The 23,817-nt window shown below is 54.4% G+C and carries 15 protein-coding genes and 8 pseudogenes; 10 read left to right on the forward strand and 13 right to left on the reverse strand.

Annotation, left to right across the window (positions count from 1 at the left end; genetic code table 11):
- Positions 1–654 precede the first annotated feature (654 nt).
- From ACTBDU_RS02515 to ftnA, 6 genes and pseudogenes are all read right to left on the reverse strand, one after another.
- Positions 655–1,824 (reverse strand): annotated as a pseudogene (locus ACTBDU_RS02515) (IS3 family transposase).
- Positions 1,825–1,995: 171 nt separating this feature from the next.
- The gene (locus tag ACTBDU_RS02520) at positions 1,996–2,349 is read right to left on the reverse strand and encodes a YebY family protein (protein ID WP_438805446.1); all 354 of its coding nucleotides are present in this window, start codon (positions 2,347–2,349) and stop codon (positions 1,996–1,998) included.
- Positions 2,350–2,388: 39 nt separating this feature from the next.
- Positions 2,389–2,619, reverse strand: a pseudogene (locus tag ACTBDU_RS02525) (CopD family protein); the annotation flags it as partial.
- Between the two features lie 45 nt (positions 2,620–2,664).
- Entirely contained in the window at positions 2,665–3,123 is a 459-nt protein-coding gene (locus tag ACTBDU_RS02530; protein WP_438805447.1) for a hypothetical protein, read from the reverse strand.
- Between the two features lie 155 nt (positions 3,124–3,278).
- Positions 3,279–3,660, reverse strand: a pseudogene (gene yobA / locus ACTBDU_RS02535) (CopC domain-containing protein YobA).
- Between the two features lie 226 nt (positions 3,661–3,886).
- Complete coding sequence (gene ftnA / locus ACTBDU_RS02540; protein ID WP_438805448.1) at positions 3,887–4,408, reverse strand: non-heme ferritin; 522 nt, start codon at positions 4,406–4,408, stop codon at positions 3,887–3,889.
- Between the two features lie 368 nt (positions 4,409–4,776).
- Here ftnA and ACTBDU_RS02545 point away from each other — a divergent pair, with 368 nt between their 5' ends.
- The gene (locus ACTBDU_RS02545) at positions 4,777–5,004 is read left to right on the forward strand and encodes a DNA polymerase III subunit theta (protein ID WP_438805449.1); all 228 of its coding nucleotides are present in this window, start codon (positions 4,777–4,779) and stop codon (positions 5,002–5,004) included.
- A gap of 588 nt (positions 5,005–5,592) precedes the next feature.
- Positions 5,593–6,300 (forward strand): exodeoxyribonuclease X, encoded by a 708-nt coding sequence (exoX, locus tag ACTBDU_RS02550; RefSeq protein WP_438805450.1) that lies wholly within the window; start codon positions 5,593–5,595, stop codon positions 6,298–6,300.
- A gap of 30 nt (positions 6,301–6,330) precedes the next feature.
- On the opposite strand, the gene ACTBDU_RS02555 is transcribed toward exoX, so the two are convergent.
- The 3 genes from ACTBDU_RS02555 to ACTBDU_RS02565 form a co-directional block, all read right to left on the reverse strand.
- Entirely contained in the window at positions 6,331–8,400 is a 2,070-nt protein-coding gene (locus ACTBDU_RS02555) for a S9 family peptidase (RefSeq protein ID WP_438805451.1), read from the reverse strand.
- Positions 8,401–8,637: 237 nt separating this feature from the next.
- A complete protein-coding gene (locus ACTBDU_RS02560; protein ID WP_438805452.1) occupies positions 8,638–8,760 on the reverse strand; it encodes a YebF family protein in 123 nt (40 codons plus the stop codon).
- Positions 8,757–9,485 (reverse strand): YebF family protein, encoded by a 729-nt coding sequence (locus ACTBDU_RS02565; RefSeq protein ID WP_438805453.1) that lies wholly within the window; start codon positions 9,483–9,485, stop codon positions 8,757–8,759. Before ACTBDU_RS02565 ends, ACTBDU_RS02560 begins: the two co-directional genes overlap by 4 nt.
- Before the next feature lie 347 nt (positions 9,486–9,832).
- On the opposite strand from ACTBDU_RS02565, the pseudogene purT reads away from it, so the two are divergent.
- Positions 9,833–10,895 (forward strand): annotated as a pseudogene (gene purT, locus ACTBDU_RS02570) (formate-dependent phosphoribosylglycinamide formyltransferase).
- On the opposite strand, the pseudogene ACTBDU_RS02575 reads toward purT, so the two are convergent.
- Positions 10,892–12,164, reverse strand: a pseudogene (locus ACTBDU_RS02575) (MFS transporter). The pseudogenes purT and ACTBDU_RS02575 sit on opposite strands and share 4 nt — an antisense overlap.
- A gap of 83 nt (positions 12,165–12,247) precedes the next feature.
- Here ACTBDU_RS02575 and ACTBDU_RS02580 point away from each other — a divergent pair.
- Positions 12,248–12,829 carry a helix-turn-helix domain-containing protein gene (locus tag ACTBDU_RS02580; protein WP_438805454.1) on the forward strand — a complete coding sequence of 194 codons (582 nt, stop codon included), beginning with the start codon at positions 12,248–12,250 and terminating at the stop codon, positions 12,827–12,829.
- 270 nt (positions 12,830–13,099) lie between these two features.
- On the opposite strand, the pseudogene ACTBDU_RS02585 reads toward ACTBDU_RS02580, so the two are convergent.
- Positions 13,100–13,745 (reverse strand): annotated as a pseudogene (locus tag ACTBDU_RS02585) (bifunctional 4-hydroxy-2-oxoglutarate aldolase/2-dehydro-3-deoxy-phosphogluconate aldolase).
- A gap of 111 nt (positions 13,746–13,856) precedes the next feature.
- Positions 13,857–15,333 (reverse strand): annotated as a pseudogene (zwf, locus tag ACTBDU_RS02590) (glucose-6-phosphate dehydrogenase).
- Positions 15,334–15,694: 361 nt separating this feature from the next.
- Here zwf and ACTBDU_RS02595 point away from each other — a divergent pair.
- From ACTBDU_RS02595 to ACTBDU_RS02620, 6 genes and pseudogenes are all read left to right on the forward strand, one after another.
- A pseudogene (locus ACTBDU_RS02595) lies at positions 15,695–16,864 on the forward strand (IS3 family transposase).
- Between the two features lie 235 nt (positions 16,865–17,099).
- Positions 17,100–18,542 (forward strand): pyruvate kinase, encoded by a 1,443-nt coding sequence (gene pyk, locus ACTBDU_RS02600; RefSeq protein WP_438805455.1) that lies wholly within the window; start codon positions 17,100–17,102, stop codon positions 18,540–18,542.
- A 1,850-nt stretch (positions 18,543–20,392) separates the two neighbouring features.
- On the forward strand, positions 20,393–21,058 hold the full coding sequence (locus tag ACTBDU_RS02605; RefSeq protein WP_438805456.1) for a DUF1460 domain-containing protein: 666 nt from the start codon (positions 20,393–20,395) through the stop codon (positions 21,056–21,058).
- Positions 21,059–21,725: 667 nt separating this feature from the next.
- Positions 21,726–21,911, forward strand: a complete 186-nt coding sequence (locus ACTBDU_RS02610) for a divalent metal cation transporter (protein WP_438805457.1) — start codon at positions 21,726–21,728, stop codon at positions 21,909–21,911.
- Positions 21,829–22,338, forward strand: coding sequence for an Nramp family divalent metal transporter (locus tag ACTBDU_RS02615; RefSeq protein WP_438805458.1), 510 nt, complete (start codon positions 21,829–21,831; stop codon positions 22,336–22,338). The genes ACTBDU_RS02610 and ACTBDU_RS02615 overlap by 83 nt, the downstream gene beginning before the upstream one ends.
- A gap of 148 nt (positions 22,339–22,486) precedes the next feature.
- Positions 22,487–22,762 carry a divalent metal cation transporter gene (locus ACTBDU_RS02620; RefSeq protein WP_438805459.1) on the forward strand — a complete coding sequence of 92 codons (276 nt, stop codon included), beginning with the start codon at positions 22,487–22,489 and terminating at the stop codon, positions 22,760–22,762.
- A 79-nt stretch (positions 22,763–22,841) separates the two neighbouring features.
- On the opposite strand, the gene lpxM is transcribed toward ACTBDU_RS02620, so the two are convergent.
- Positions 22,842–23,804 carry a lauroyl-Kdo(2)-lipid IV(A) myristoyltransferase gene (lpxM, locus tag ACTBDU_RS02625; RefSeq protein ID WP_438805460.1) on the reverse strand — a complete coding sequence of 321 codons (963 nt, stop codon included), beginning with the start codon at positions 23,802–23,804 and terminating at the stop codon, positions 22,842–22,844.
- Positions 23,805–23,817: the final 13 nt, after the last annotated feature.

Consider the following 23,817-nt stretch of genomic DNA (forward strand, 5'->3'; position numbering starts at 1 on the left):
CTCTCACCGTACTCATTAAAGCACTGTCGATACTCTTTGCTAGTTGCTTCTTCCCACCCTGCTAAAATTCATTTAAAACGTGATATTTATTATTGATATCTTAGCATGAAAATGTGCATGAACTTGTTAAACATAGGTAACCTATCAGCGCGAATTAAAAGTCTTTCAAGTTAAGGCGTAGAACTGCCTAAGATATCGATTTTAAGCCACTGCTGCAGTCCTTGACGGCATTCACTAAACATCAAGTAAGGGCTGGGATGTTACACGAAAACGTACATTGATTTCCAGCTTGAGAGGAAAGTCATCATTAATATAGTAATATAATTATCATAGCAATAGTTTAGTGCCTACTTTGAGTAACGGCTATAGCTCGTTTAGCTATACATAGCATTCATGCATCTTTTGAAGTTCTTACAGGTAAGTTAGGCAACACTCAAGTGACAATGCGTCAATTTGCAAACGATTCTGGACAGTCCAAAATACCTAAATTTTGAGCTTATCGAGAGTCCAGAATTGAGTGCAAATTAGTCAAGAATCGTTTGCATCGCTACATTACCGGATCAAACAAAGCATGAGCCGGCGTGGTAACTGTTGGTATAACAGCCCGATGGAGCGGTTCTTCAGAAGTCTGAAAAACGAGTGGATATGTAGTGGTCAACTAAAACTGGCCACCGCGTTAGCGTTTTTCCAGTATCTATTTTCTGATTCGTTTGGTGGCAACCCACCGTTATATTCATGCGGCCTGAGTGCGCTGTAATATCCCACGATATAGTCGCTAATTTTATGAGCTGCTTCGCTGAAGCTGTTGTAACCCTTTGTCGGCACCCATTCTGTCTTCAGGCTGCGGAAGAAGCGCTCCATCGGGCTGTTATACCAACAGTTACCACGCCGGCTCATGCTTTGTTTGATCCGGTAACGCCACAGCAACTGTCGGAACTGCCTGCTTGTATAGTGGCTACCCTGATCGCTGTGGAACATCACTCCGGCTGGTTTACCACGCGTTTCCCATGCCATTTCCAGTGCTTTGATGGTCAGTCTGCTGTTCGGGGAAAACGACATAGCCCAGCCCACCGGTTTCCTCGCGAACAGATGCAAGAACAACCGCAAGGTATGCCCAGCGTTTCCCGGTCCAGATATACGTCACATCGCCGCACCATACCTGGTTTGGCTCCGTTACAGCGAACTGGCGCTCAAGATAATTCGGGATCGCAACATGCTCCTGACCGCCACGCTTATACCTGTGCGTCGGCTGCTGACAACTGACCAGCCCCAGCTCTTTCATGAGCCTGCCTGCGAGCCAGCGCCCCATCCGGAAGCCTCTCTGGGTTGCCATGGTGGCGATACTTCTCGCGCCAGCTGCACCATGGCTGATACTGTGCAGTTCATGAACCTGACTGCGCAATACCGTTCGCCTGCCGTCTGACCTGTCAGGACGACTTTTCCAGTATTTATAACTGCTGCGATGAACCCTGAGCACGTGGCAGAGTGTGGCCACAGGATAATGCGCTCTGAGTTTCCCGATTAACGAGAACTGTTCAGGGGGTCTGAGATCAAGAGCGCTGTAGCCTTTTTTAATATTTTGTTTTCCGTTTCAATGCGGTGTACCTTCTTCTTGAGCTCACGTATTTCGATTTGTTTCGGGGTTATGGGAGAGGCTTTTGGCGTTTTTCCCTGTCGCTCATCACGCAGTTGTTTTACCCATTTCGTCATCGTAGAAAGGCCGACGTCCATGGCTTTTGCTGCTGGCGCGGCGGTGTAATTTTGGTCGACAACCAGTTGAGCGGATTCGCGTTTGAATTCAGGACTAAAATTTTTTCTTTTCATTGGTGCACCCGTGTTGTTCTGAGGTGAGCATATCACCTCTGTTCAGGTGGCCAAATTCAGTGTGCCACTACACTTACATATTCCGTCATCAAAGTTTAACTCTGTGATAACAGACACACTTCAAGTTACTTAACCTTTGCGCTTGAGAAATTCTTTTCTATCTGCCCGCCGTTACGGTGTCGTGTTGTCAACACAAAGCTGCTGTGCGCGCTCGACAAAAGGCGCAATGCTCATTTTCTGTCCCGGGTGGTCGGGATCATCAAGTAAAATGACCTCAATGGGTTGAGCGTGAACGTGGCCTTCCTTGCGCTGTTGCTCAGCCTTCTCGTTCAGCGGGTATTGCATCAAAGTGCTTATACTCAGGGCATATAACGCATGATCCGGTCGGCACATAAGTTGTACCTCCTCTTTGGTGAACGCCCAGCGCTTACCGTATTGGAATTTGCTCAGAGTGATGATTTTCATGGCGCTGGCGTACTGTGCCGCCAACATTGCCAGGACAACAACAACCCATTTTTTTTTCATAATAGACCTGCTATGAACATGTCGGCCGCAACCGAAAACTTATTGGGGTTCGAGCATGGCAAATACGCTGACCAGCAACAGCGCCAGCACGCCAAGAGCGATTTCCGTTAATGTTAACCGGGTCAATCGTTTAATGGCGAGGGCTTCATCCAGGCGCATCGTGGGGACGATGCGGTAACGATTGGTCAACGCCAGTAGTACCATCGCCGCCACGGCGAGGATCTTAATAAGCAACATACGCGAATACGGCTGCGCCAGCGCCACCGGCCCAGCACCAAGAAAGCTATTTGCCGATTCCGGTCAATATTACCAGCGCTACCCCCACAGATAGCCGCAGCGTGAATACGCCATCAATGCCTTCAGGGCCTCTCCGCGCAGACGTGGACGTGTCAATCCGCGTAGCGACAGCAGCAAAGGCCATAACCCGCCGAGCCATCCCGCCACCGCCAGAAGATGCAGCATTTGGTTACCGCGCTGCGCTGCGCCGCGTAATCCGTCATACATCGCGGCGCGGCCTACCAACGCCAGATTGAGCAGCGCCGCCATCGTCAATAGCCACAACAGCCTGTAACGCCTGTAAGACGCGGGGGTACCCAGAGAGGCGCAGCAGATAGCCAGCAGTAACAGTAGATGCCAGTACCACACTTGATCAAAGGCGGTATGCAGCACTGCGCGCCAGACATCAGGACGAACAGTATCAGGCCATCCCCGCCCCATCAGACCGGCCTGTAGCGCCAGCAGCGTGCCGCCCGATGCCAGAGCGCCCAGAGCCAATCCCGTCAAAATGCCCCTGAACGCGCCTGCCTCAGTTGACGCCGCCGCGCCGGCGGCGCCAGACATTCGCTGACCAGCCTAATGCCGCTCAGTTGAATCAACGCGGCAAAATGGATAAAGCGGCAGGCCGCGAACTAGGCCGGCAACGTGGCCATCTATTTGATGCTGAAGGTATAGCTGCCCTGGGTTTTATGACCATCAACCGAAACGACATGCCATGCCACCTGGTAGTCGCCCGCGGTGAGCGGCTGCATAAAAGGCACGATGATCTGAGAGGCATTCGCCAGATCAGTTTTGATGGGTCCGGTCGGCACTTGCTGGTTATCATTACGGGTCAAGGTTAATCCGCTAAACGCGGGTTCAACCGCTTCGGTAAACGTTCAGGGTAAGCGCCTGCGGCGCGTCCGTCATCGTGGCATTGGCGGCGGAATATTGCGTTTTAAGATGGGCATGGACCTCCGCCCGCGGCGCGCACAACACCGGCCCAGCAAATAGCGCCAGCGCGTACACCGGCGCGTCAATACGTTGCATTAACATTGGTGTTTTTCCTTAAGTAGAGAAATGTCTGAATAAACGCCACGGCGGCGGGAAATAAGACGGCAGGATCCACTGCATAGCCATTACCGCCGCAGGCGACAAAGACGCCCAGTCAGAACTGGCTGGCCCGCTTACATGAACGCGGGCAAATGATAGTGGCTGCGGCGGGTGAAGTCGAGGACAACGCGCCCGTCCTTCCGGCTGCGACGCGCGGGAAGGGGAACGCTTACATGATAGTGTTTACGCTATTATCATTATCGCCCTTCATTTTCTTCAGATCCTGATCGATAAAGAACAGGCCACTGGCGTCGGTATTGACCAGCGTCAGCTTGTCTAGGATGGATTTGAACATCTTCTCTTCCTCATGTTGTTCGGCGACATACCATTGCAGGAAGTGGAACGTGGAATAGTCCTGCAGCGTCATCGCCACGTGAGCCAGCTCGTTAATCTTCAGCGTGATCATCTGCTCATGCTCGTAGGCAAGCTTGATAAGCTCGGCCAGAGAGGGAAAACCGACGGGCGGTGCTTCAATAGCGCCTAACACCGGCATGGTGCCGGTATCGTTCAGATAATCGAACAGGCGGCGCATATGATCCATCTCTTCGCTGGACTGCGTCTTGAAAAACTGCCTGGCGCCCTCCAACCCTCTGTCATTACACCAGGCGCTCATTTGTAAATAGAAGTTGGCGGAAAAAAGTTCGAGATTTAATTGCTTATTAAGCTTATTGGCCATTTCTGTTTTTAACATTGACTGGCGTCCTTATGGGATATGCAGGTGATTTATTTTGCTATTATGCCTACATCAAACAGAAAAACAAACCGACTTATTCCGAAAGAAAATAGGTTGTTTAAAGATCTTTTTATTCAATAAGATAGATGATGTTATCATTAACCAAATCAGGAAGTGATAACAATTCCATAATTGAAATTAATAGGGATTCTTATTTGTATTCTTAATAAGCGATCATGTCTCGGGGTGATTGTCTTGCGCCACCGCCCATGGCGGCTACGAAATAGAAACGATTATTATTTGTTTTTTATTACCGCGGCAGCTTGCAAACCGCCGTCGGCTGTATTATTTTGAACGCCGTGCAGGCATAACGGGAAAAAATAACGATGGAATATAATTTAGCGGCGCTGGGCGAGGCGAAGCGCGATGAAATCAACGTTGACTTGGCGGCCTCTGCCGTTGCGTTTAAAGAGCGTTATAACATGCCGGTCGTGGCGGAACAGGTGGAGCGCGACCAGCCCGCCTCGTTACGTGAGTATTTTCGCGCGCGGGTGGCCTTTTACCGGCAAGCATCACTTAATTTCTCTCGCCTGCCCTACGAGCCGCATAAATAATCCGCCAGCGCGCGAACCCCCTTCTGCCACAGCTGGCACAGCGGCAAGAGGGCGCGGCCCGTGCGGCACTGCTCCCCTTGTTGGCGAGCTCTGCCCCTCGGGGGGTAGTAGCGCTCACCACGAGAAAATCCTCCCGCGTTGACGGCAATCTTATAGGGATGTCGCGGCAGGCGACTTGACCTTCGCCTGTCAGTCCCGGCGCGGAGGAGGCCACGTGTACACGGGTGTAACGTCCTTGCTTTTCCCCCTTGGCCCGGGCTGTGCTGTGTTGCGACACTCCCCCAGCGACGTGGAAATAGCACGATTTATGTTGCCAACGCCGCACGATCGGCAGTTAATGATCTCAGCATTTCCTGTCTGCCACTGAGAGGTCACTATGAGTAAGGGAATGGATCGTAAAAAAGATAGTAAGAAAAAACCGTTAAAAACGCCGGAAAAAAAGCGTACCGAAAAGCGTAACAAAAAGGCGCCTGCCGATATTGTTTAGTGCCTTGCCGCTTCATTTCCTATCAACTCGCCCTCGCAGCGGGTTTTTTATTGCCCCGTAACCGGTCATAATAGGGCAACTATGCCAGCACAGGACACAGTATGACCTTTCGCGTGATCGATACCGAGACCTGCGGCCTTGACGCCGGGGTCGTGGAAATCGCGTCGCTGGATCTCAGCGATGCGGGCATCAGCAATGTGATGAGCGACCTGGTCAATCCGGGACGTCCCATCGGGCTGGATGCGATGGCGATTCATCATATCACCGAGGAGATGGTGGCGGATAAACCCCGCATCGCGCGCGTTATCGGCCGCTACCAGGGTAGCGCCTATTATGTGGCGCACAGTGCCGCCTTCGACAGGCGCATGCTGCCGGAGATGAACGGCAAGTGGATTTGCACCTTGAAACTGGCGCGCAAACTTTATCCCGGCATTAAATACGGTAACCAATATTTGCGCTATGCCCTTAACTTGCAGGTCACACCGCCGGAGGGGCTTTACCCCCACCGGGCGCTGTATGATTGTTATGTCACCGCCGCCCTGCTGATGAAGATGCGGCAGGATTCCGGCTGGAGTGCCGAGGAGATGGTGGCGATAAGCAATGAGGCGACGCTGTTATCCAGCCTGAAATTCGGTAAATACCGCGGCCAGCCTCTGGCGCAGATAGCGCTTCAGGATCCCGATTATCTACACTGGCTGCTGGCCAATTTGCGCGATTTATCCGCCGACCTGCGCTATAGCCTCAACTTTTATCTTAACGGCGCACAGGATGTTGAACAAAGGCGCGCTGAAAGCCCCGCGGGGGAATGAATGCCGGGGTTGAACTCTCCCCGGCCGCGGCTAGGCCGTCGCCGGCCGTGGAATCCCAAGCGGTTTCGCCAACGACAGGATAAAGGTATATTCCATCGATACCCCTTCATAGCCGTTGAAACGGCCGGATTTGCCTCCGTGGCCGGAGTCCATATCGGTGCACAGCAACAACAAATGATCGTCGGTTTTCAACTCGCGCAACTTGGCGACCCACTTGGCCGGTTCCCAATATTGCACTTGTGAATCGTGCAGGCCGGTGGTCACCAGCAAATGGGGATAGGCCTGCGCGCGCACCTGATCATAGGGGCTGTATTGCAGCATGTAACGATAGAAGGTTTCATTCTGCGGATTGCCCCACTCTTCATACTCGCCGGTGGTCAGTGGAATGGATTCATCCAGCATGGTCGTCACGACATCCACGAAAGGAACTTGTGCTACAACCCCTTTGAACAAGTCTGGCGCCAGATTAATGACCGCGCCCATTAGCAGCCCGCCTGCGCTGCCGCCCATGGCGAAGGCCTGCGTGGCATCGCCATATCCCTGACGCAACAGCTCGCTGCTAATATCGATGAAGTCGTTAAACGAATTCATCTTGTTAAATAATTTGCCGTCCTCGTACCACTCCTGTCCCAGCTCGCCGCCGCCGCGAATATGCGTCAGGGCATAGACAAAACCGCGATCGAGCAAGCTGAGCCGGCTGACGCTGAAGTCCGGATCCATACTACTCCCGTAGGAGCCATAGCCGTAAACCAGCAGCGGATTGTCGCCAGGTTTGAACAAGTCCTTGCGATAAACCAGCGATACCGGCACCTCTATCCCATCGCGGGCGGTGATCCAAAGACGCTCACTGCGGTAGTTTTCCGCCTGAAAGTTTTTCACCTGCGCCTGCTTGAGCAGCTTACGCTCGCCGGTATCCAGGTTCATTTCGAATAATGTCGTCGGCGTGCTCATGGAGGAATAACCGTAGCGCATGCGCACGTTTTCCGGATCGGGGTTATAGGCCAGCCAGGTCACGTAGGTAGGATCATCGAAGGCGATACCCTTTTCTTCGCCGGTCGACCAGCTTATTTGCCGCAGGCTGGTCAACCCCATATGGCGTTCCTCCAGCACCAGGCAGTCGCGGAACAGCGTGAAACTTTCCAGCACCACGTCCTTGCGCGCCGGGATCACCGTTTGCCAAAGTTTTTCATCACCCGTCTCACCGCGATAGAGCGCAAAATTCTTACCGTCGCGATTGGAGCGGATGTAGAAGTGGCCGTGATAATGGTCCAGGGAATATTCGTGGTCATGACGCCGTGGCAAAAAGGGTTGCGGCGTCGCCTGCGGATCGTCGGCATCCAGCAGCAGGATTTCCCCGGAGGTCGTGCTGCCGAGAGCGATGAGGATATAGCGCTCGGAGGTGGTCTTCTGCACACTGACATAAAAGGTGTTGTCCTGCTCTTCATGAATAAGCTCGTCCTGCGTGGTCGGCGTGCCCACCACATGGCGCCACACCTGATAGGGCAGCAAGGTCTTTTTATGTTTGTGAACGTAATACAGCACCTGGGAATCATTGGCCCATTCAAAGCTGGACGATGCGTGTTCAATCACTTCTGGAAACCAGGAATCGCGCGCCAGATCCTTAAAGCGCAGCCCGTAGAGGCGCCGGGATGAGAAATCTTCCGCCACAACCATGATGCGATTATCGGGGCTGATTTCCAGCGCCCCCATGGTATAAAATTCGCTCTGGGCGGCGCGCTGGTTGCCGTCGAGCAGCACTTCCCAGGGGTCTTGCGGGCTCGCCGCCTCCGGCTGACGGGTGTAGACGGCATACTCGTTACCCTTTTCGTAGCGGCTTTGATAGCGATACCCCCGTCGCACGTAAGGCACCGACCAATCCCGCTGAGGAATGCGCTCCACCATTTCCGTGAACAATTGATGCCGCAAGGCTTCGTGCCCGGCCATCATCATTTCGCCGTAGGTATTTTCCCGCTTGAGATAATCCAGCACCGCCGGATCCTCACGCTTATCATCGCGCAGCCAGTAATAGTCATCCACACGACTATCGCCGTGTAGCGTTAATGTATAGGATCGCTTTTCTGCTTTGGGTGGCGATGTCATACGGCAATTCCTTATTCTTTCTAAGAAATAGAGGGGCACGAATATTCTGCTATGCCAAGCGCAGCGGGAGCATGAGGCGCAGCGCCGCCTGCCGCTGCGCTTGTCGCGGCCGAGCCTGCGCCCTGCGGGCCTGTGCAAAAGGTCAATGCAGGAGAGACAACGAAAGGTAAAGAAAGACTGATCTGTGCAAACGCGGCAGTGCCAGCAACGGCGCCCGCAGGGGGGCGCCGGTGAAGATTAGCGATTTAATCGGTAGGTGATTTCGCCTTTGGTGCAATCCAGCGTCACGGCAAAATTTAAGTCCTGCGCATTATCGCGCACTTTCAGCGGCGCCTGCCAGACATCGCCAACACCTGTCACCTCTTCCGGATTAACCCAAACGTTGATATTGTTGCCGCCGGCCGCCGGCCGCCGGCCGCCTGCTGGTCTTGTTCGGATCGCTGAAAGCGGTTTTGGGTATAGTCCTGAACCACGAACTCCGCGACCTGCGTGGCGTTAAGATCGGGACAGTGAGACACTTTGGCGATTCCCGGCGTAGTGGCGCTCGCGCCAGATTTGGCATTCTTTGCTTTAGCGGCTTTATCCGCCGCCGCTTTATCGGCCGGAGTTTTTTTCGCCGCCGCCTTTCCCCCGCCCTTAGCGGCCCCGTTGGCGCCGTTCTTAGCCGCAGCGTTATTCTCTACCTGACGCCCGGCGCCGGTGTTTGCGCGGGGGTTACCCTCAGGGGCAGCGCCGCGGGCGTTGCCTTGTGCGGGAGCGGCCCCGGCGGCATCGGCATTGCCATTCGGCGCCTTCGCCATGCCCGTTGCATTAGCGTTACCCAACGCAGGGGGGCCGTCTTGGACGCGTCGGCACTGCCCGTTTAGCGTGGCCGTAGTCCCCGTCGCGTTAGCGTTGCCCTGCGCGGAGGCGCTCCTCCCCCCTGCCGCGTTAGCATTGCCGGCAGGTGCAGGGGTGGTCTTGCCGGAGGCCTGTGTGGTGGACTGCCCGGCGTTTTCCTGCGCAGGGACGGGTGTCGCGTCATCTGCCCTCGCCGACATTGACGACATTAATAGTCCCGCCACCCTGTTTCCCGTTTTATTCATAGTTCCTCCATGTGAGCAATTCATCATTTTTACCTTATTAGATGATAATAACCGGTTAAAAAATTTTGTGCGAAACTGTTTTTTTTCAAAAGCTCTAGATAAGCGCATTCCGCGGTTTCAGACAAGACGTTTCGCGTTCACAGGCCGAGCGGCAAAAAGAAAAGCGCCAACGGCGCTAACTTAAAGGACAGCAGTCCTCTCCGCTTTCTGGCGCAGCCCCGCGTGTTTTCCCTCTGAACTCGGGATGGGGGGGAGGCCCCTGCGGACGCCGCCCGTGACCCGGCGGATGTAGAAACAAACGTTTTCGTTTATACTGCGCGTAAATTTTATTACCGCGGATTGCCGAGATGATCACCATCGGAACAGCACTTCGTCCGGGAGCAACGCGCGTGATGTTGCTCAGCGCAGTGCTTCGCGCCGTGATAGAGCCATGAGCGCCCGCACTTTTATCGTGCCGGAAATCGAGGCCATTGCCACTGATATGCTGGTCACCCTCGAACAAGAAGGGCACCACGTGGTGCCCTGCGCTAACGCGACCCGGTTGACGATGAATCGGGAAGGTATTCGGCGGCGGGCGGCGGAAACGCTCTCTCTTCCCACCTCCAGCTACCGCTTTGCCGCCGATCGGACGCCGCTTGATAACGCGGTCGAGGCCATCGTTATCCCTTCATTATCAAACCGGTCATGAGCTCTTCTAGCAAAGGGCAAAGCCTGGTGCGTGGCTCGGCACAGTTGGATGCCGCCTGGCAATATGCCCAACTCGGCGGCCGGGCCGGCGGTGGGGTAAGGTTACCGTCAAAGGGCTGGTGGCGTTTGATTTTGAAATCACCCTCTTGACCATCAGAGCTGTGGACGGCATCTATTTCTGCGCGTCCATCGGTCATCGGCAAGAGAACGGCGACTACCGCAAGTCCTGGCAGAGCAGTAACACATGAGCGCGCTGGCGCGCCAGGCTGCGCAGACCATTGCCGCTGAAGTCGTCACTGCTTTCGGCGGAAAGGGGTTATTCGGCGTCGAACTGTTTATCTGCGGCGACGATGTTATCTTCAGCGAAGTATCTCCTTGCCCTCATGACACCGGCATGGTGACCCTGATTTCGCAGGACTTGTCGGAATTTGCCCTGCATGTCCGCGCTTTTCTCGGACTGCCGATCAGCACCATTCGCCAATATGCTCCGGCGGCCTCGGCGGTGATTTTGCCGGAGCTGCAGAGCGATAACGTCAGCTTTAGCGGCCTGGAGAACGCGCTGGCGGGGCCGGGCAACAGATTCGTCTGTTCGGTAAACCTGAACTTAGCGGCAAACGCCGTCTCGGCGTGGCGCTTGCCGTGGCGCCGACGGTGGAAGCAGCGGTGGAAGCGGCGTTGACGGTGGCGAAAAAAGCGGCTGCCGCGGCACGGGTCACAGGTTAAGCCGTTCGCTTTCCCCGGTCTTTGGCCGGGGAAAGCATCAGCGGGCGGCTGATTTGCCTGTCGGCCCCGCACAGAAACCCCAGCAAACCCATCACACCGGCGCACAGACTACACAGCAGTAGCGGCCAATACCAACTCCCGGCAAGGTCATGCAGATCGCCCATCAGCATCGGGCCAAACGCCGCCAGCAGAGATAACCCGCACATTGCGGCATACCCGACAGTGCCGCCGCCTGGTGTGATTCCGCAGCGCGCAGACTGATGAATGCCAGCCCCAAAATCATTGCCGCCTCGGTGCCGCCGCTCAACAACAGGGTCCAGACCACGAGACCCCGGCGGGTCCCACAGAGCCAGCCCCGCGAGCGACACCAGCGTAACCAGCCCGGTGGCGCAGGCAAGCCAAGCGCTGGTCTTTCATCCGTGTTATCACCGGCGCCAGCAGGATACACGGCACGTCAGTAGCGAGTTGCATCAGACCGTGTAACGATCCCGCATAAGCGGCATTATACTCCGCTGCGGTTATCATGGCCGGAAGCCAGCCAACGGCGATATAGTAAATAAACGAGTTCAGGCTGAGAAACAGCGTGACCTGCCAGGGCAGCGGCGAACGCCAGAGGCTGCCCCGGCGCAGGCCGCCGCCCATATCCGGCCCGCCAGAATGCGTGTGTTTTGCCACCTGCGGCAACCAGCACAGCATCGCCAGCAGCGGCAACGTCGACATTACCCCCAGCGAGAAACGCCAATGCCCCTGCAACCCTTGCGTCAGCGGCACAATAAACGTCGAGCCCAGCGCGGCAACGACGCCCATTATGACGACATAGGCCGCGGTCATACCGGCAATACGCTTCGGAAAATCACGCTTCAATAAACTCGGTAGCAATACATTGCCCACCGCTATGCCGGCACCGAGCACTAAGGTACTCAAATACACACAGGCTAACTGGTCCACGGCGCGCAGCAGCGCACCGGCAATCATCACCGCCAGCGCGCCAAATAACGCCCGCTCGATACCCTGCCAGCGCGCAAGCCGGGCCGCGAAGGGCGACACCAGCGCGAAGGCAAGCAGCGGTAACGTGGTCAGCGCACCCGCCGCCGCCGTGCTAAGGGCAAAACTCTCCCGAATGTTGGTCACAATGGGCGCCACGCTGGTTATGGGCGTGCGCAGGCAGGCCGCTATCAACAAAATACCGACGACCAGTAAAAAACGCCCGGGCGACCAGGCCTGAAAATCGGGAGATGTATTAACCAAAAGCGTGATTCCTGCTGTCATGAATGCCCGGCTACTTTACCGGCGCGCGCGGTGAAAAAATTGAGATAAAATGACGGAAAATTGTGATAAACGGCCAATTTGCCATGCTGCCGGCACCTTTAACCCATTATGAACCCGATCGGAACGATCGGAACCGCAATCTGGCGACGGCGATGCGTCTGGATGCCGTTCAGAGCGCGATGGAAACCCCTTTTCATCAGCATCGCAAAGGGCAATTAATCATGGTACTCCATGGCGGTATCACCTGCGAACTCAACGATGCGCTCTTGATGGTACCGCCCCATTGCACGGAGTGGATCCCGGGGGATTATGCGCCCGATTCACCGACCGGACGCCTTGTCGTGGTGATGCTGGAACAATTGGCCAACATGCCGGAGGAGAACCTTTCATTGCCCTTTTCTTCCTATCCGCGCATTCGACGTGTCACCGATACACTAAACCAGTCACCCGCCGAGCGCCACACTCTTTCCGCATGGGCCAAACTGTTTATCAAAGAAACCGGCATGACCTTTAGCCGCTGGCGACAGCGATTGCAGCTGATTATCGCCATCCGGGAACCGGCGTCGGGTACCCGCGTGCAGCGGGTGGCGGAAAATCTGGGCTATGACTCTCCCTCGGCCTTTATCACCACGTTCAAAAAAGCGTTGGGGAAACCGCCCGGGTAATATTTTGCCGGCGATCGGCAGCAGGACGCGGCGCTTCCCGGCGACGACGGTTAAACGCTACACGTTTGAAAGGCCCGTTTATCGACGTAGGGCGCAGTTAAGTCGCTGCCGGAGTGGTCCTCTGTTGCTGGCTAACCACCCTGGCCGCCGTAGTGGCGGCGCATAGCTGCCCCTGACCCTGTGGGCAAAAAAACCGCGCCAGGAACGGCGCGGATTTAACCGTCGTGCAGCTTGCCGGACAGGCGCCGCCGGCGTGATGAACAGGCGTGGTTATGCTTTAGCGCCGGTAACGGCATCTTTGGCCAATTGGGTGATGCGGGCATAATCGCCCTGTTCCAGCGCCTCATTCGACATCAGCCAGGAACCACCGATGCACAGCACGCTCTTCTCAGCGCCAGATAATCACGGTAGTTGGCCGGTGAGATGCCGCCGGTCGGGCAAAAACGCACCTTGGAGAACGGACCGGCGATCGCCTGGAGGGCTTTCACACCCCCGTTGGCTTCTGCCGGGAAAAATTTGAACTCGCGCAGACCACAATCCATACCCAACATCAATTCCGATACGGTGCTAATGCCGGGAATTAACGGAATCGAGCCAGCTGTGGCGGCTTTTAATAACGGCTCAGTCAGGCCGGGTCTGATGGCAAACTGCGCCCCGGCGGCCGTCACCTCGGCGAGCTGTGCCGCGTTTGTTACCGTGTGCCGGCGCCGATAATGGCCTCAGGTACTTCTTTGGCGATAGCGCGGATAGCGTCCATGGCGCACGGCGTGCGCAACGGCACTTCGAGGACTTTCACGCCGCCGGCCACCAGGGCTTTCGCCAGCGGAACCGCATGCTCAAGTTTCTGAATGACGATGACGAGCACGACCGGCCCCGAGGTCAGGATAGTTTCCGCGCTGGTTTTCCAGTTATTCATGTCTTGCTGACGCCTGTTTGCCTTCTATAAAATCACCCTGCCGCGCGCGTGGGCGCACGGCTGAAAAATCGGAGCTCGGAACCTGTCCTGACGACGGTTTGATACCGTCGGTTACTCGAACTCGTTCCACGAGCGTCCGTCGCGGGTAATCATCGCGACGGAGGCAACCGGCCACCAGGTACCGGCCTAATAAGGTTTGGGCGCGTCATTATTCGCCTCCCAGGCTTCCATGATCGAATCAACCTATTTCCAGGCCTCTTCCACTTCGTCACGGCGGACAAACAGCGCCTGAATACCGCGCATGGTTTCCAGCAGCAGCCGTTCGTAAGCGTCGGCCAAATGTTCCTGATTAAAGGTTTCAGTGAACCTCAGATCCAGTTTGGTGGTCTGCAGGCGATGTTTATGATCCAATCCCGGCACCTTATTCAGGATCTGGATATCCATCCCCTCGTCCGGCTGCAAACGAATGGTCAATTTGTTCTGGGGCAATTGCTGATAGGAATCCCGGAACAGATTAAGCGCCGGATTTTTAAAATAGACCACGACTTCAAAACATTTGGTCGGCAACTGTTTGCCGGTACGCAGATAAAACGGCACACCCGCCCAGCGCCAGTTGTCGATATCGACGCGGATGGAAACGAAGGTTTCAGTGTGGCTATTCTTACTTGGCACACTCTTCTTCCAAATAACCGAGCACCTTTTCCCCCTGCACGAAACCGACGGTGTATTGACCGCGCACCGTGGTATCACGCACATTGCTGTGATCAATAGGGCGCAGCAAGCGCAACACTTTGACTTTCTCATCGCGGATACGATCGGTGGTCAAATCCGAAGGCGGCGACATGGCTATCATGGTCAGGATCTGCAACAGGTGGCTTTGAATCATGTCGCGCATCTGACCGGCTTTGTCAAAATAGCCCCAGCGACCTTCGATGCCGACTTCCTCGGCCACCGTAATCTGTACATGATCGATGGTGCGGTTATCCCAATTGGAGGCGAACAATGAATTGGCAAAACGTAGCGCCAGCAGGTTCAATACCGTCTCTTTGCCGAGATAATGGTCGATATGGTAGACCTGGCTTTTATTGAAATACTCCGCAACCTGATCATTTATCACCTGCGAAGACGCCAAGTCGGTACCCAGCGGTTTTTCCATAACGACGCGGCTCGGCTCACTATTTAATTTCGCTTCACCCAGGTTCTTGCAGATAGCGCCGAAGGTGTTGGGTGGCATAGCGAAGTAGTTCACCGTTACCCAGGCCTGCTGATCCAGTTTTTCACCCAGCCGTCTGAAATGCTTGGTCTCATCCAGATCCAAATTACAGAAATCCAGCCGTGCGCTCAGCGTTTTCCATAATTTGTCGTCGATGAGTTCCTTCATAAAGGTTTCCAGCGCTTCACGCACGACTTTGGTATACGCCTTGACGTCCCAGTCCGCGCGCCCGACGCTAATAATGCGGGTTTCCGGATGAAGCGAACCTGCCTTTTCCAGCTGATAGAACGAGGGCAACAACTTACGCCGCGCCAGATCGCCTTTCGCGCCAAAAATGACCAGATCACAGGCCTGGGCTATAGAGGTTACCGCCATGTTCTTCTCCTCGTGCAGGATTTGTAATTTTATTACATTATTAGGGTATTTTTTCGACATCGACCGATAAAATGTCAAAAATAATGCATTCGGCCCCTGTTTTTTGGCAATTACACCCGTCTTTGTTTTTAAAAGTGTAACTAATTAACAACATTGTGGTTGCCTTACCGCTTTGAAAGTTAGACACAGGTCATACTCTGGCAAAAAACACGCAGGGCCTCCCAGTTTCGCTGCCTTTGCCTACCGGCTCGTAGTATATTTGATTAAATCAATAATGATTTCTCCTTTGTGTAGTGGCACACTGAATTTGGCCACCTGAACAGAGGTGATATGCTCACCTCAGAACAACACGGGTGCACCAATGAAAAGAAAAAATTTTAGTCCTGCATTCAAACGCGAATCCGCTCAACTGGTTGTCGACCAAAATTACACCGCCGCGCCAGCAGCAAAAGCCATGGACGTCGGCCTTTCTACGATGACGAAATGGGTAAAACAACTGCGTGATAAGCGACAGGGGAAAACGCCAAAAGCCTCTCCCATAACCCCGGAACAAATCGAAATACGTGAGATCAAGAAGAAGGTACAACGCATTGAAATGAAAAACGAAATATTAAAAAAGGGTACAGCGCTCTTGATCTCAGACCCCCTGAACAGTTCTCGTTAATCGGGAAACTCAGAGCGCGTTATCCTGTGGCCACACTCTGCCACGTGTTCAGGGTTTATCGCAGCAGTTACAAATATTGGAAAAGTCGTCCTGATAGGCCAGAAGACAGGCGAGCGGTATTGCGCAGTCAGGTTCATGAACTGCGCAGTATCAGCCATGGTGCAGCTGGCGCGAGAAGTATCGCCACCATGGCAACCCAGAGAGGCTTCCGGATGGGACGCTGGCTCGCAGGCAGGTTCATGAAAGAGCTGGAACTGGTCAGTTGTCAGCAGCCGACACACAGGTATAAGCGTGGCGGTCAGGAGCATGTTGCGATCTCAAATTATCTTGAGCGCCAGTTCACTGTAACGGAGCCAAACCAGGTATGGTGCGGCGATGTGACGTATATCTGGACCGGGAAACTCTGGGCATACCTTGCGGTTGTTCTTGATCTGTTCGCGAGGAAACCGGTGGGCTGGGCTATGTCGTTCTCCCCCGGACAGCAGACTGACCATCAAAGCACTGGAAATGGCATGGGAAACGCGTGGTAAACTAGCCGGAGTGATGTTCCACAGCGATCAGGGTAGTCACTATACGAGCAGGCAGTTCCGACAGTTGCTGTGGCGTTACTGGATCAAACAAAGTATGAGTCGGCGTGGTAACTGTTGGGATAACAGTCCGATGGAGTGGTTCTTCCGCAGCCTGAAGACAGAATAGGTGCCGACAAAGGGTTACAACAGCTTCAGCGAAGCAGCTCATGAAATTACCGACTATATCGTGGGATATTATAGCGCACTCAGGCCGCATGAATATAACGGTGGGTTGCCACCAAACGAATCAGAAAGTAGATACTGGAAAAACGCTAACGCGGTGGCCAGTTTTAGTTGACCGCTACAAAGCGGGTCAAGGACGCCCTGAAAGAATCGCGCTTTGATAAAACGGAATTAGGACTTTAACGAAGGCATCCAGGGAAACCTTCGTGCCCTCTGCGGCGGCCGGGCTGCCGCAGAAAGCTTTTACCAGCAGGGATTACCCGGCGCGGGGACCGGTCATACGTCTGGCGCTCCGCCGGAGCAGCCTTTTTGTTGCAACAACACCATTGCCCAAGTCAACGGAGTTATCCATGTCCAGACGGCTAAGAAGAACTAAAATTGTCACCACCCTCGGCCCCGCCACCGATCGCGATAATAATCTCGAAAAAGTGATCGCCGCCGGAGCCAACGTCGTGCGCCTCAACTTTTCACACGGCAGCGCAGATGATCATCTTTTGCGAGCGCAGAAAGTGCGCGAAATCTCGGCCCGACTCGGCCGGCACGTGGCGATACTCGGCGATTTACAGGGGCCTAAAATCCGCGTTTCGACGTTCCGTGAAGGGAAAATTTTCCTGAACGTCGGCGACAAATTCCTGTTGGATGCCTCACTTGGCCGCGGCGAGGGCGACCGCGAACGTGTGGGCATTGATTATAAAGGCTTGCCCGACGATGTGGTGCCCGGCGATATTCTGCTGCTCGATGATGGCCGAGTGCAGCTCAAAGTGCTCGAAATCCAGGGTATTCGGGTTTACACCGAGGTGACGGTAGGCGGTCCGCTGTCCAATAACAAGGGCATCAACAAGCTTGGCGGCGGTTTGTCCGCCGAAGCGCTGACCGAAAAAGACAAAGCCGACATCATCACCGCCGCGCGAATTGGCGTTGATTACCTGGCGGTGTCCTTTCCCCGCACCGGCGAGGATTTGAACTATGCCCGCAGTCTGGCTCGTGACGCGGGCAGCTATGCCAAAATTGTCTCGAAGGTGGAGCGCGCCGAAGCCGTGGCGACCGAGGAAGCGATGGACGATATCATCCTCGCCTCGGATGTGGTGATGGTCGCCCGCGGCGATTTAGGGGTTGAAATCGGCTATCCGGAACTGGTGGGTATTCAGAAGAAATTGATCCGCCGCGCCCGCACGCTTAATCGCGCCGTCATCACCGCCACGCAGATGATGGAGTCGATGATAACCAATCCGATGCCGACGCGCGCGGAAGTCATGGACGTCGCCAACGCGGTGCTCGACGGCACCGATGCGGTCATGCTCTCGGCCGAGACCGCCGCAGGGCAGTATCCCGCCGAAACGGTGGCCGCCATGGCCAGCGTCTGCCTCGGCGCGGAAAAGATCCCCAGCATCAATGTGTCCAAACATCGGCTGGACGTGCAATTCGATAACATCGAAGAGGCCATCGCCATGTCGGCGATGTACGCCGCCAACCACCTGAAAGGCATCACCGTCATCATCTCAATGACGGAATCGGGCCGCACCGCGCTTATGATGTCGCGTATCAGCTCGGGTCTGCCGATTTTTGCCCTCTCGCGCCACAAACATACCCTGAATCTGACCGCGCTTTATCGCGGCGTGACGCCGGTCTATTTTGACGGCGACGGTGAAGGCGTGGCGGCGGCGACCCGGGCCACCAATTTGCTGCACGATAAAGGCTTTCTGGTGTCGGGAGACCTGGTCATTATCACCCAGGGCGATGTCATAAACATGGTCGGGACCACCAACACCAGCCGCATCCTGCGCGTGGAGTAATCGCCGGCAAACGCATCACGGCCGCATCGGGCGGCCGTGATGTCCACCGCGGGGGGGGGTCGTGCGCGCATCGCGCGCAGGGCTGACAGACGCCGCAAATAGTCATTATCGCGCCGTCCGCGTTTCATCGCCTGTTTTGCCATTGCCTGATAATGGATTTCCAGCACTGCTTCTAACTCCTCAGTGGCAAAGGAGGGCGCGCGGGTTAAGCGCTGAGGTTGTGCAATGACCATTTGGTCGGCATCAATAAAGTATATTCGCCCAACGCTGTCCACCAGTATGTTGCCTATTACGTCGGCGTCATGCATAAATAATCCGCGCGCATCGAGCTGCATCAATACTTTGGTGCGTAGCCGATTCCCCTCCTCGTCGTCAAACAGATCTTCTAACGTACTGTCCACGATATATTTCGTGACAAGCACATCCACCGGATCGCCGTGTTTGTTGGTCATCACACCAGCGCGGGCAAAATCAGGCTCATCATTAGCCCTGTTGAGGTAATATTGGGTGCGTACGGGATGGGCATTTGGCAGCGCCGCAAAATCGATCCAGACCTTATCTTTGTTACGAGGAATTTTCATCACAAACGCGCCAATTTTAAAGGCTGACCCATAGGATTCCCGCCCAATCTCCTTCCCTTTGGCGATGACGTGTTGATTAATGGATTTGCCCCAGAAAGCGGTCAATAGCGGCGATGTGATTGCGGTGGCCCGCTGCCAGAGCACGCGCCGACTGCGCTGGAAAAGCACAGGACGCCCCCGGGACGTTATCGGTTGCCCGAACCACCAGGGCGGTGGCTGGCACCGCTTTGGCCCGCTGTTATTTATAGTCCTCATAATGGCGTAAAAACGATCTCGCATAGTGTTCGTGATGAGGTTTACTCCCGCTCCAGGCAGCGCGCAAGATAATTTCGCCGTTATTTTTGTTGAAGAGCTTTTCTTTCAAAAAATCGATTTCCTGCTGATTAAGTATCGTCAGAGTAATAGGTTTCCCGGCATAGATAAGTGTTACGGTGTAAACATTATAGCCGTTATTTTTCCACGCGATACGGTAATGCTGTCTCTCCTCCGCCCTACTGTGTGATCCATCATTTTCATAAGACCAAAAAGCGGGCGCCAGTGACTTTCTATGGTCTTATCCCATTAAAATTTAAGATTATCATAACAAAGTAATTGATAAATGTGTTTATAATCTTCTACTTTTCTTTTTCCAGAAAAGATACGCCTGCGAAATTCGTCGATTTTCGCCCGGGCGCTGAAAATACAGTGACCATCGTCAGCCATAATTAAATTATCAATACGTTCACGCGATACCCTGGCCGTATTTTCACGGTTAGCCAGCGTGATATGCTATCCTCCCATAACACCCTCCCCAGTTGCGCAACTGGGCGCGTCATCGCCAATAACACGGCGGCGTGAAACGCTGAAAGCTTCAGCCGGCGTCCCCGCCTGACGGGCGGCGCCCTATCCTATGTCAGCGGAAACAGGCCTCAATCTGGCGGCTTACACCCACCGATGAATAAACGTGCTGGTACAGTCTACGATATTGATCTTAAGGTACAGCGATAATAACGGTAAAAAAGTAAATAAATTAACTCGATAATAATCATTACTGACACCATTGACTTTTATCTGCCAAGACATAAATGAATCAACAACAAAATTAAGGTTGCTTTTTACATCCAGCGTTATTTCCCTTCAACATTGTTTTCGTTTTTCGTTTTTCGTTTTTCGTTTTAAGGAAATTATTATGCGTCAATACCTGATTATTCCCCTATGCCTGCTATTATCGGCATGCTCCCCTAAAAAATATCCGGTGGCCATAGATGCGATTAGCGCCACCAAAGCAATGTGCAAACACATGCACAGGAAAGCCGCGGGGAATTAATTGAGCTGGTATCACAATCTTTCCTCGGCACGCCCTATCAGGCCAATACCTTAATTGGTTCAGCCACCGAGCCTGAAAAGCTGGTGGTGGATTTCAACGGCGTTGACTGCTTTACCCTGCTGGATTACGTACACGCGCTGAGCCAATCGTCCAACAAGGCGGATTTTCTCGATCAATTGGTAAAAACCCGCTACAAAAACGGTAAGGTATCTTTTGTAAACCGCAAGCATTTCTTCACGGATTGGTTTGCAAGCCAGCCGCGAAATGCGCGGGACGTCACCGCCGAAATCAGTCTTAACGCCAAGGTAATCCATAAGCAACTGAACCTGAAAGCGGACGGTGGTCGGTTCATTCCCGGCATCGGCGTAGTTGAGCGCGATATCACCTACATTCCCGCACAAGCGTTGGACCAGAAGGCGCTTGATGCTATCCGCACAGGCGACTATATCGGCATTTATTCCAAACTTGACGTGCTTGATGTTTCCCATGTGGGCATTGCCATCCGCAAAGGGGATCAGCTCTATTACCGCAATACCCCCTCTTTGCAGCGCAACCGCAAAGTGGCAGATACCCCGTTTATGGATTACATGCATAATAAACCCGGGATCGTGGTATTGCGCGCCTTATAAAATCTGACGCGCCGCTTCTCCCGCGATGGGAACAGGGCGCGGGGCCGGCGCTGCCCACCGAGGCTTAAGCCGGCGGCTCCCCGTGCTCTTTGCGCCCTATTCTACAGCGGATTCCACCTCCCTTGCGCGTCTCTGGCCGTGCCTTTGCATCTGACAGAAACTTCAACTTTCTTTAAACTGCCCCGGATAATTCCGCCGCCTTCCCCGCACACCCCTTATTATTGCTGTTAAATAGGGGATTATTGCCTACGTTTACCGACGTAGCAGCGGGGGTATCGCGGGCCAGGTAGCATCCTGCCCGCGACTGTATTACGCCTACGCCCCTGCAGTGGCGTCATACTCGGCACGCAAGGCGCAGGTCTGCACCTGCCCAAAGTAAACCGGAACTCAACGATCCCATAATTAATAATAAATATTATTACCATTCATAATAAAATCATCGTTCGCAACCGCATGGCAATTTGGAATAAAAAATGGAAATAATCAGAAAAAATAGTCTCGAAGAAATCAACAGTACCGTTCCCGTCACGACGGGGAAAGGCGGGGTTTTTAAGAAACTGTTTGCTTTTTCAGGGCCCGGCGTATTGGTCGCGGTAGGCTATATAGATCCCGGTAACTGAATCACCCCTATTCAGGGGGCGCGCTCTATAGCTACCTTCTGCTGTCGGTGATTTTGATTTCCAGTCTTATTACCCTGCTGTTGCAGGTGATGTGCGCCAAACTGGGCATTGTGACGGGGATGGATTTAGCGCAAACCACGAAAGCGCTGGTTGGCAAACGCACCGACCGTCGTGCTGTGGATCACCACCAAATTAGCAATCATCGCGACAGGAATCGCCAAGGTTATCGGTAGCGCCATCGCTCTGAATTTATTGTTCAAGATCCCGCTGCTGCTCGGGGTGATTATTACCGTGCTGGATGTCTTTCTGTTGTTGGCCTTGATGAAATTCGGCATCAGGAAGATCAAGGCGATGGTCTTTACCTTGATCGCCACTATTTTTGTTATTTTTGCCTATGAGGTGGCATTGGCCAATCCCGATCTCGGCCAAATCGTGCGCGCGTTCATCCCGCAAAGCGATATCCTCACGGCAAAGGTGGCGGGCGGCGATTCCGCTTTCTTTATTGCGCCGAGTATCGTCGGCGCCACCGTGATGCCGCATAATTTGTACCAGCACTCTTCCATTGTGCAATCGCGCCAATACGACCGCAGCGATGAACGGGCGCTGAAAGAAGCGATCCGCTATGCGACGATTGATTTTAATGTGCAGCTTGGCTTCTGATTCATTATCAATTGTCTGCTTTTTATCCTCGGTGCTGCGCTGTTTTTCGGCAAAAATCCGAATGATATTGGCCGCTTCGCCCAGCTGTACGACGCCCTGCAGGGTCACGCTATGGTCGGCGCCATTGCCAGCTTCTACCCTGGCCACATTGTTCGCGGTCGCGCTGCGGGCCTCCGGTCAGAATGCCACTATCACGGGGACCTTGACCAGGCAAATCGTTATGAAAGGGTTCATCAATTTCCGACTGTCGCTGTGGCAGCGGCGCATGATTACCCGCCTGATCGCCATTATGGCGGTGGTAGCGTGTATTTATTGGTGGGGAGATAAAGGGGATGTGGTTGAGAAGCTGCTGGTCTACACCCAGGTCTTTTTGAGCATCGCCCTGCCGATTTCAATGGTGCCGCTGCTGTATTGGTCGTATTGAATATTCAACTCATCATCGAAACAGTGCAAATGCTGTTCAATTGAGCAGCAGCGCCCGCCCGCAGCCGGCGAAGAGTCTATCAGCGCGACGGCCGGTTATAGGGGTTGGGATCGCCGGGCTTGCGGGTTTTAAGGAGTTTCAGCACCCACGTATACTGTTCCGGATTTGGGCGGACCAGTGTTTCCACCGCTTCATTCATGCGCCGCGCCACGGTGGCCTCATCGGCGTCCGTGAGATCCTCCATCGGCGGCAGAAGATGGATATGCAGCAGGCTGGTGTTGCCGTCATAAACCGGAAACAACGGAACGACGGTAGCGCGGCAGACTTTCATCAGGCGGCCGATAGCCGGCAGCGTCGCTTTGTAGGTGGCAAAAAAATCGACAAATTCACTGTGCTCAGCGCCGTGATCCTGATCGGGCAGATAATAGCCCCAATACCCCTGACGCACCGAGCTAATAAAAGGTTTAATGCCATCATTGCGGGCGTGCATACGGCCGCCGAAACGCCGCCGCACGCGGTTCCACATGTAATCCACCAGCTCATTGCGCTGATTGTGAAACATGGCCGCTATTTTCTGGCCGCGCTCCGCCATCAGCATCGCCGGCACGTCCACTGCCCAGCCGTGAGGAACCAAAAAGATGACATTGCGCCCCTCTTCCTGCAGTCGCTGGATCAATTCGTCGCCATGCCAGCGCACCCGCGCCAGGACCCGCCGGGGATCGCGGCAGGCCAGTTCGGCCATCAGAATGGTGGACTGCGTGACGCAGGAGAACATGTCGTCGATGATGGTTTCCCGCTGCGGCGTGCCGATTTCCGGCAGGCAGTAGGCCAGGTTGACCTGGGCGCGAAAACGCGCTTTGTGCGCAATGCGGCCGCCCGCCCGGCCCAGCGCGCCCAAAACGGGATCGCGCAGCCGCGGCGGGATCCAGGCTGCTGCGGCAATAGCGCCAATCCCCAGCCAAACGCCCCAGTAACGTGGCGCATAGAATGCGCTTTTGAAGGTTGGGATGAACTCTGTCTGTCCCTTTTTTGTCTTTTTCATGCCTTTCTCACTG

The organism is Sodalis sp. (in: enterobacteria), assembly GCF_051710625.1.
In the GTDB taxonomy this organism is placed as follows: domain Bacteria; phylum Pseudomonadota; class Gammaproteobacteria; order Enterobacterales; family Enterobacteriaceae; genus JBPESN01.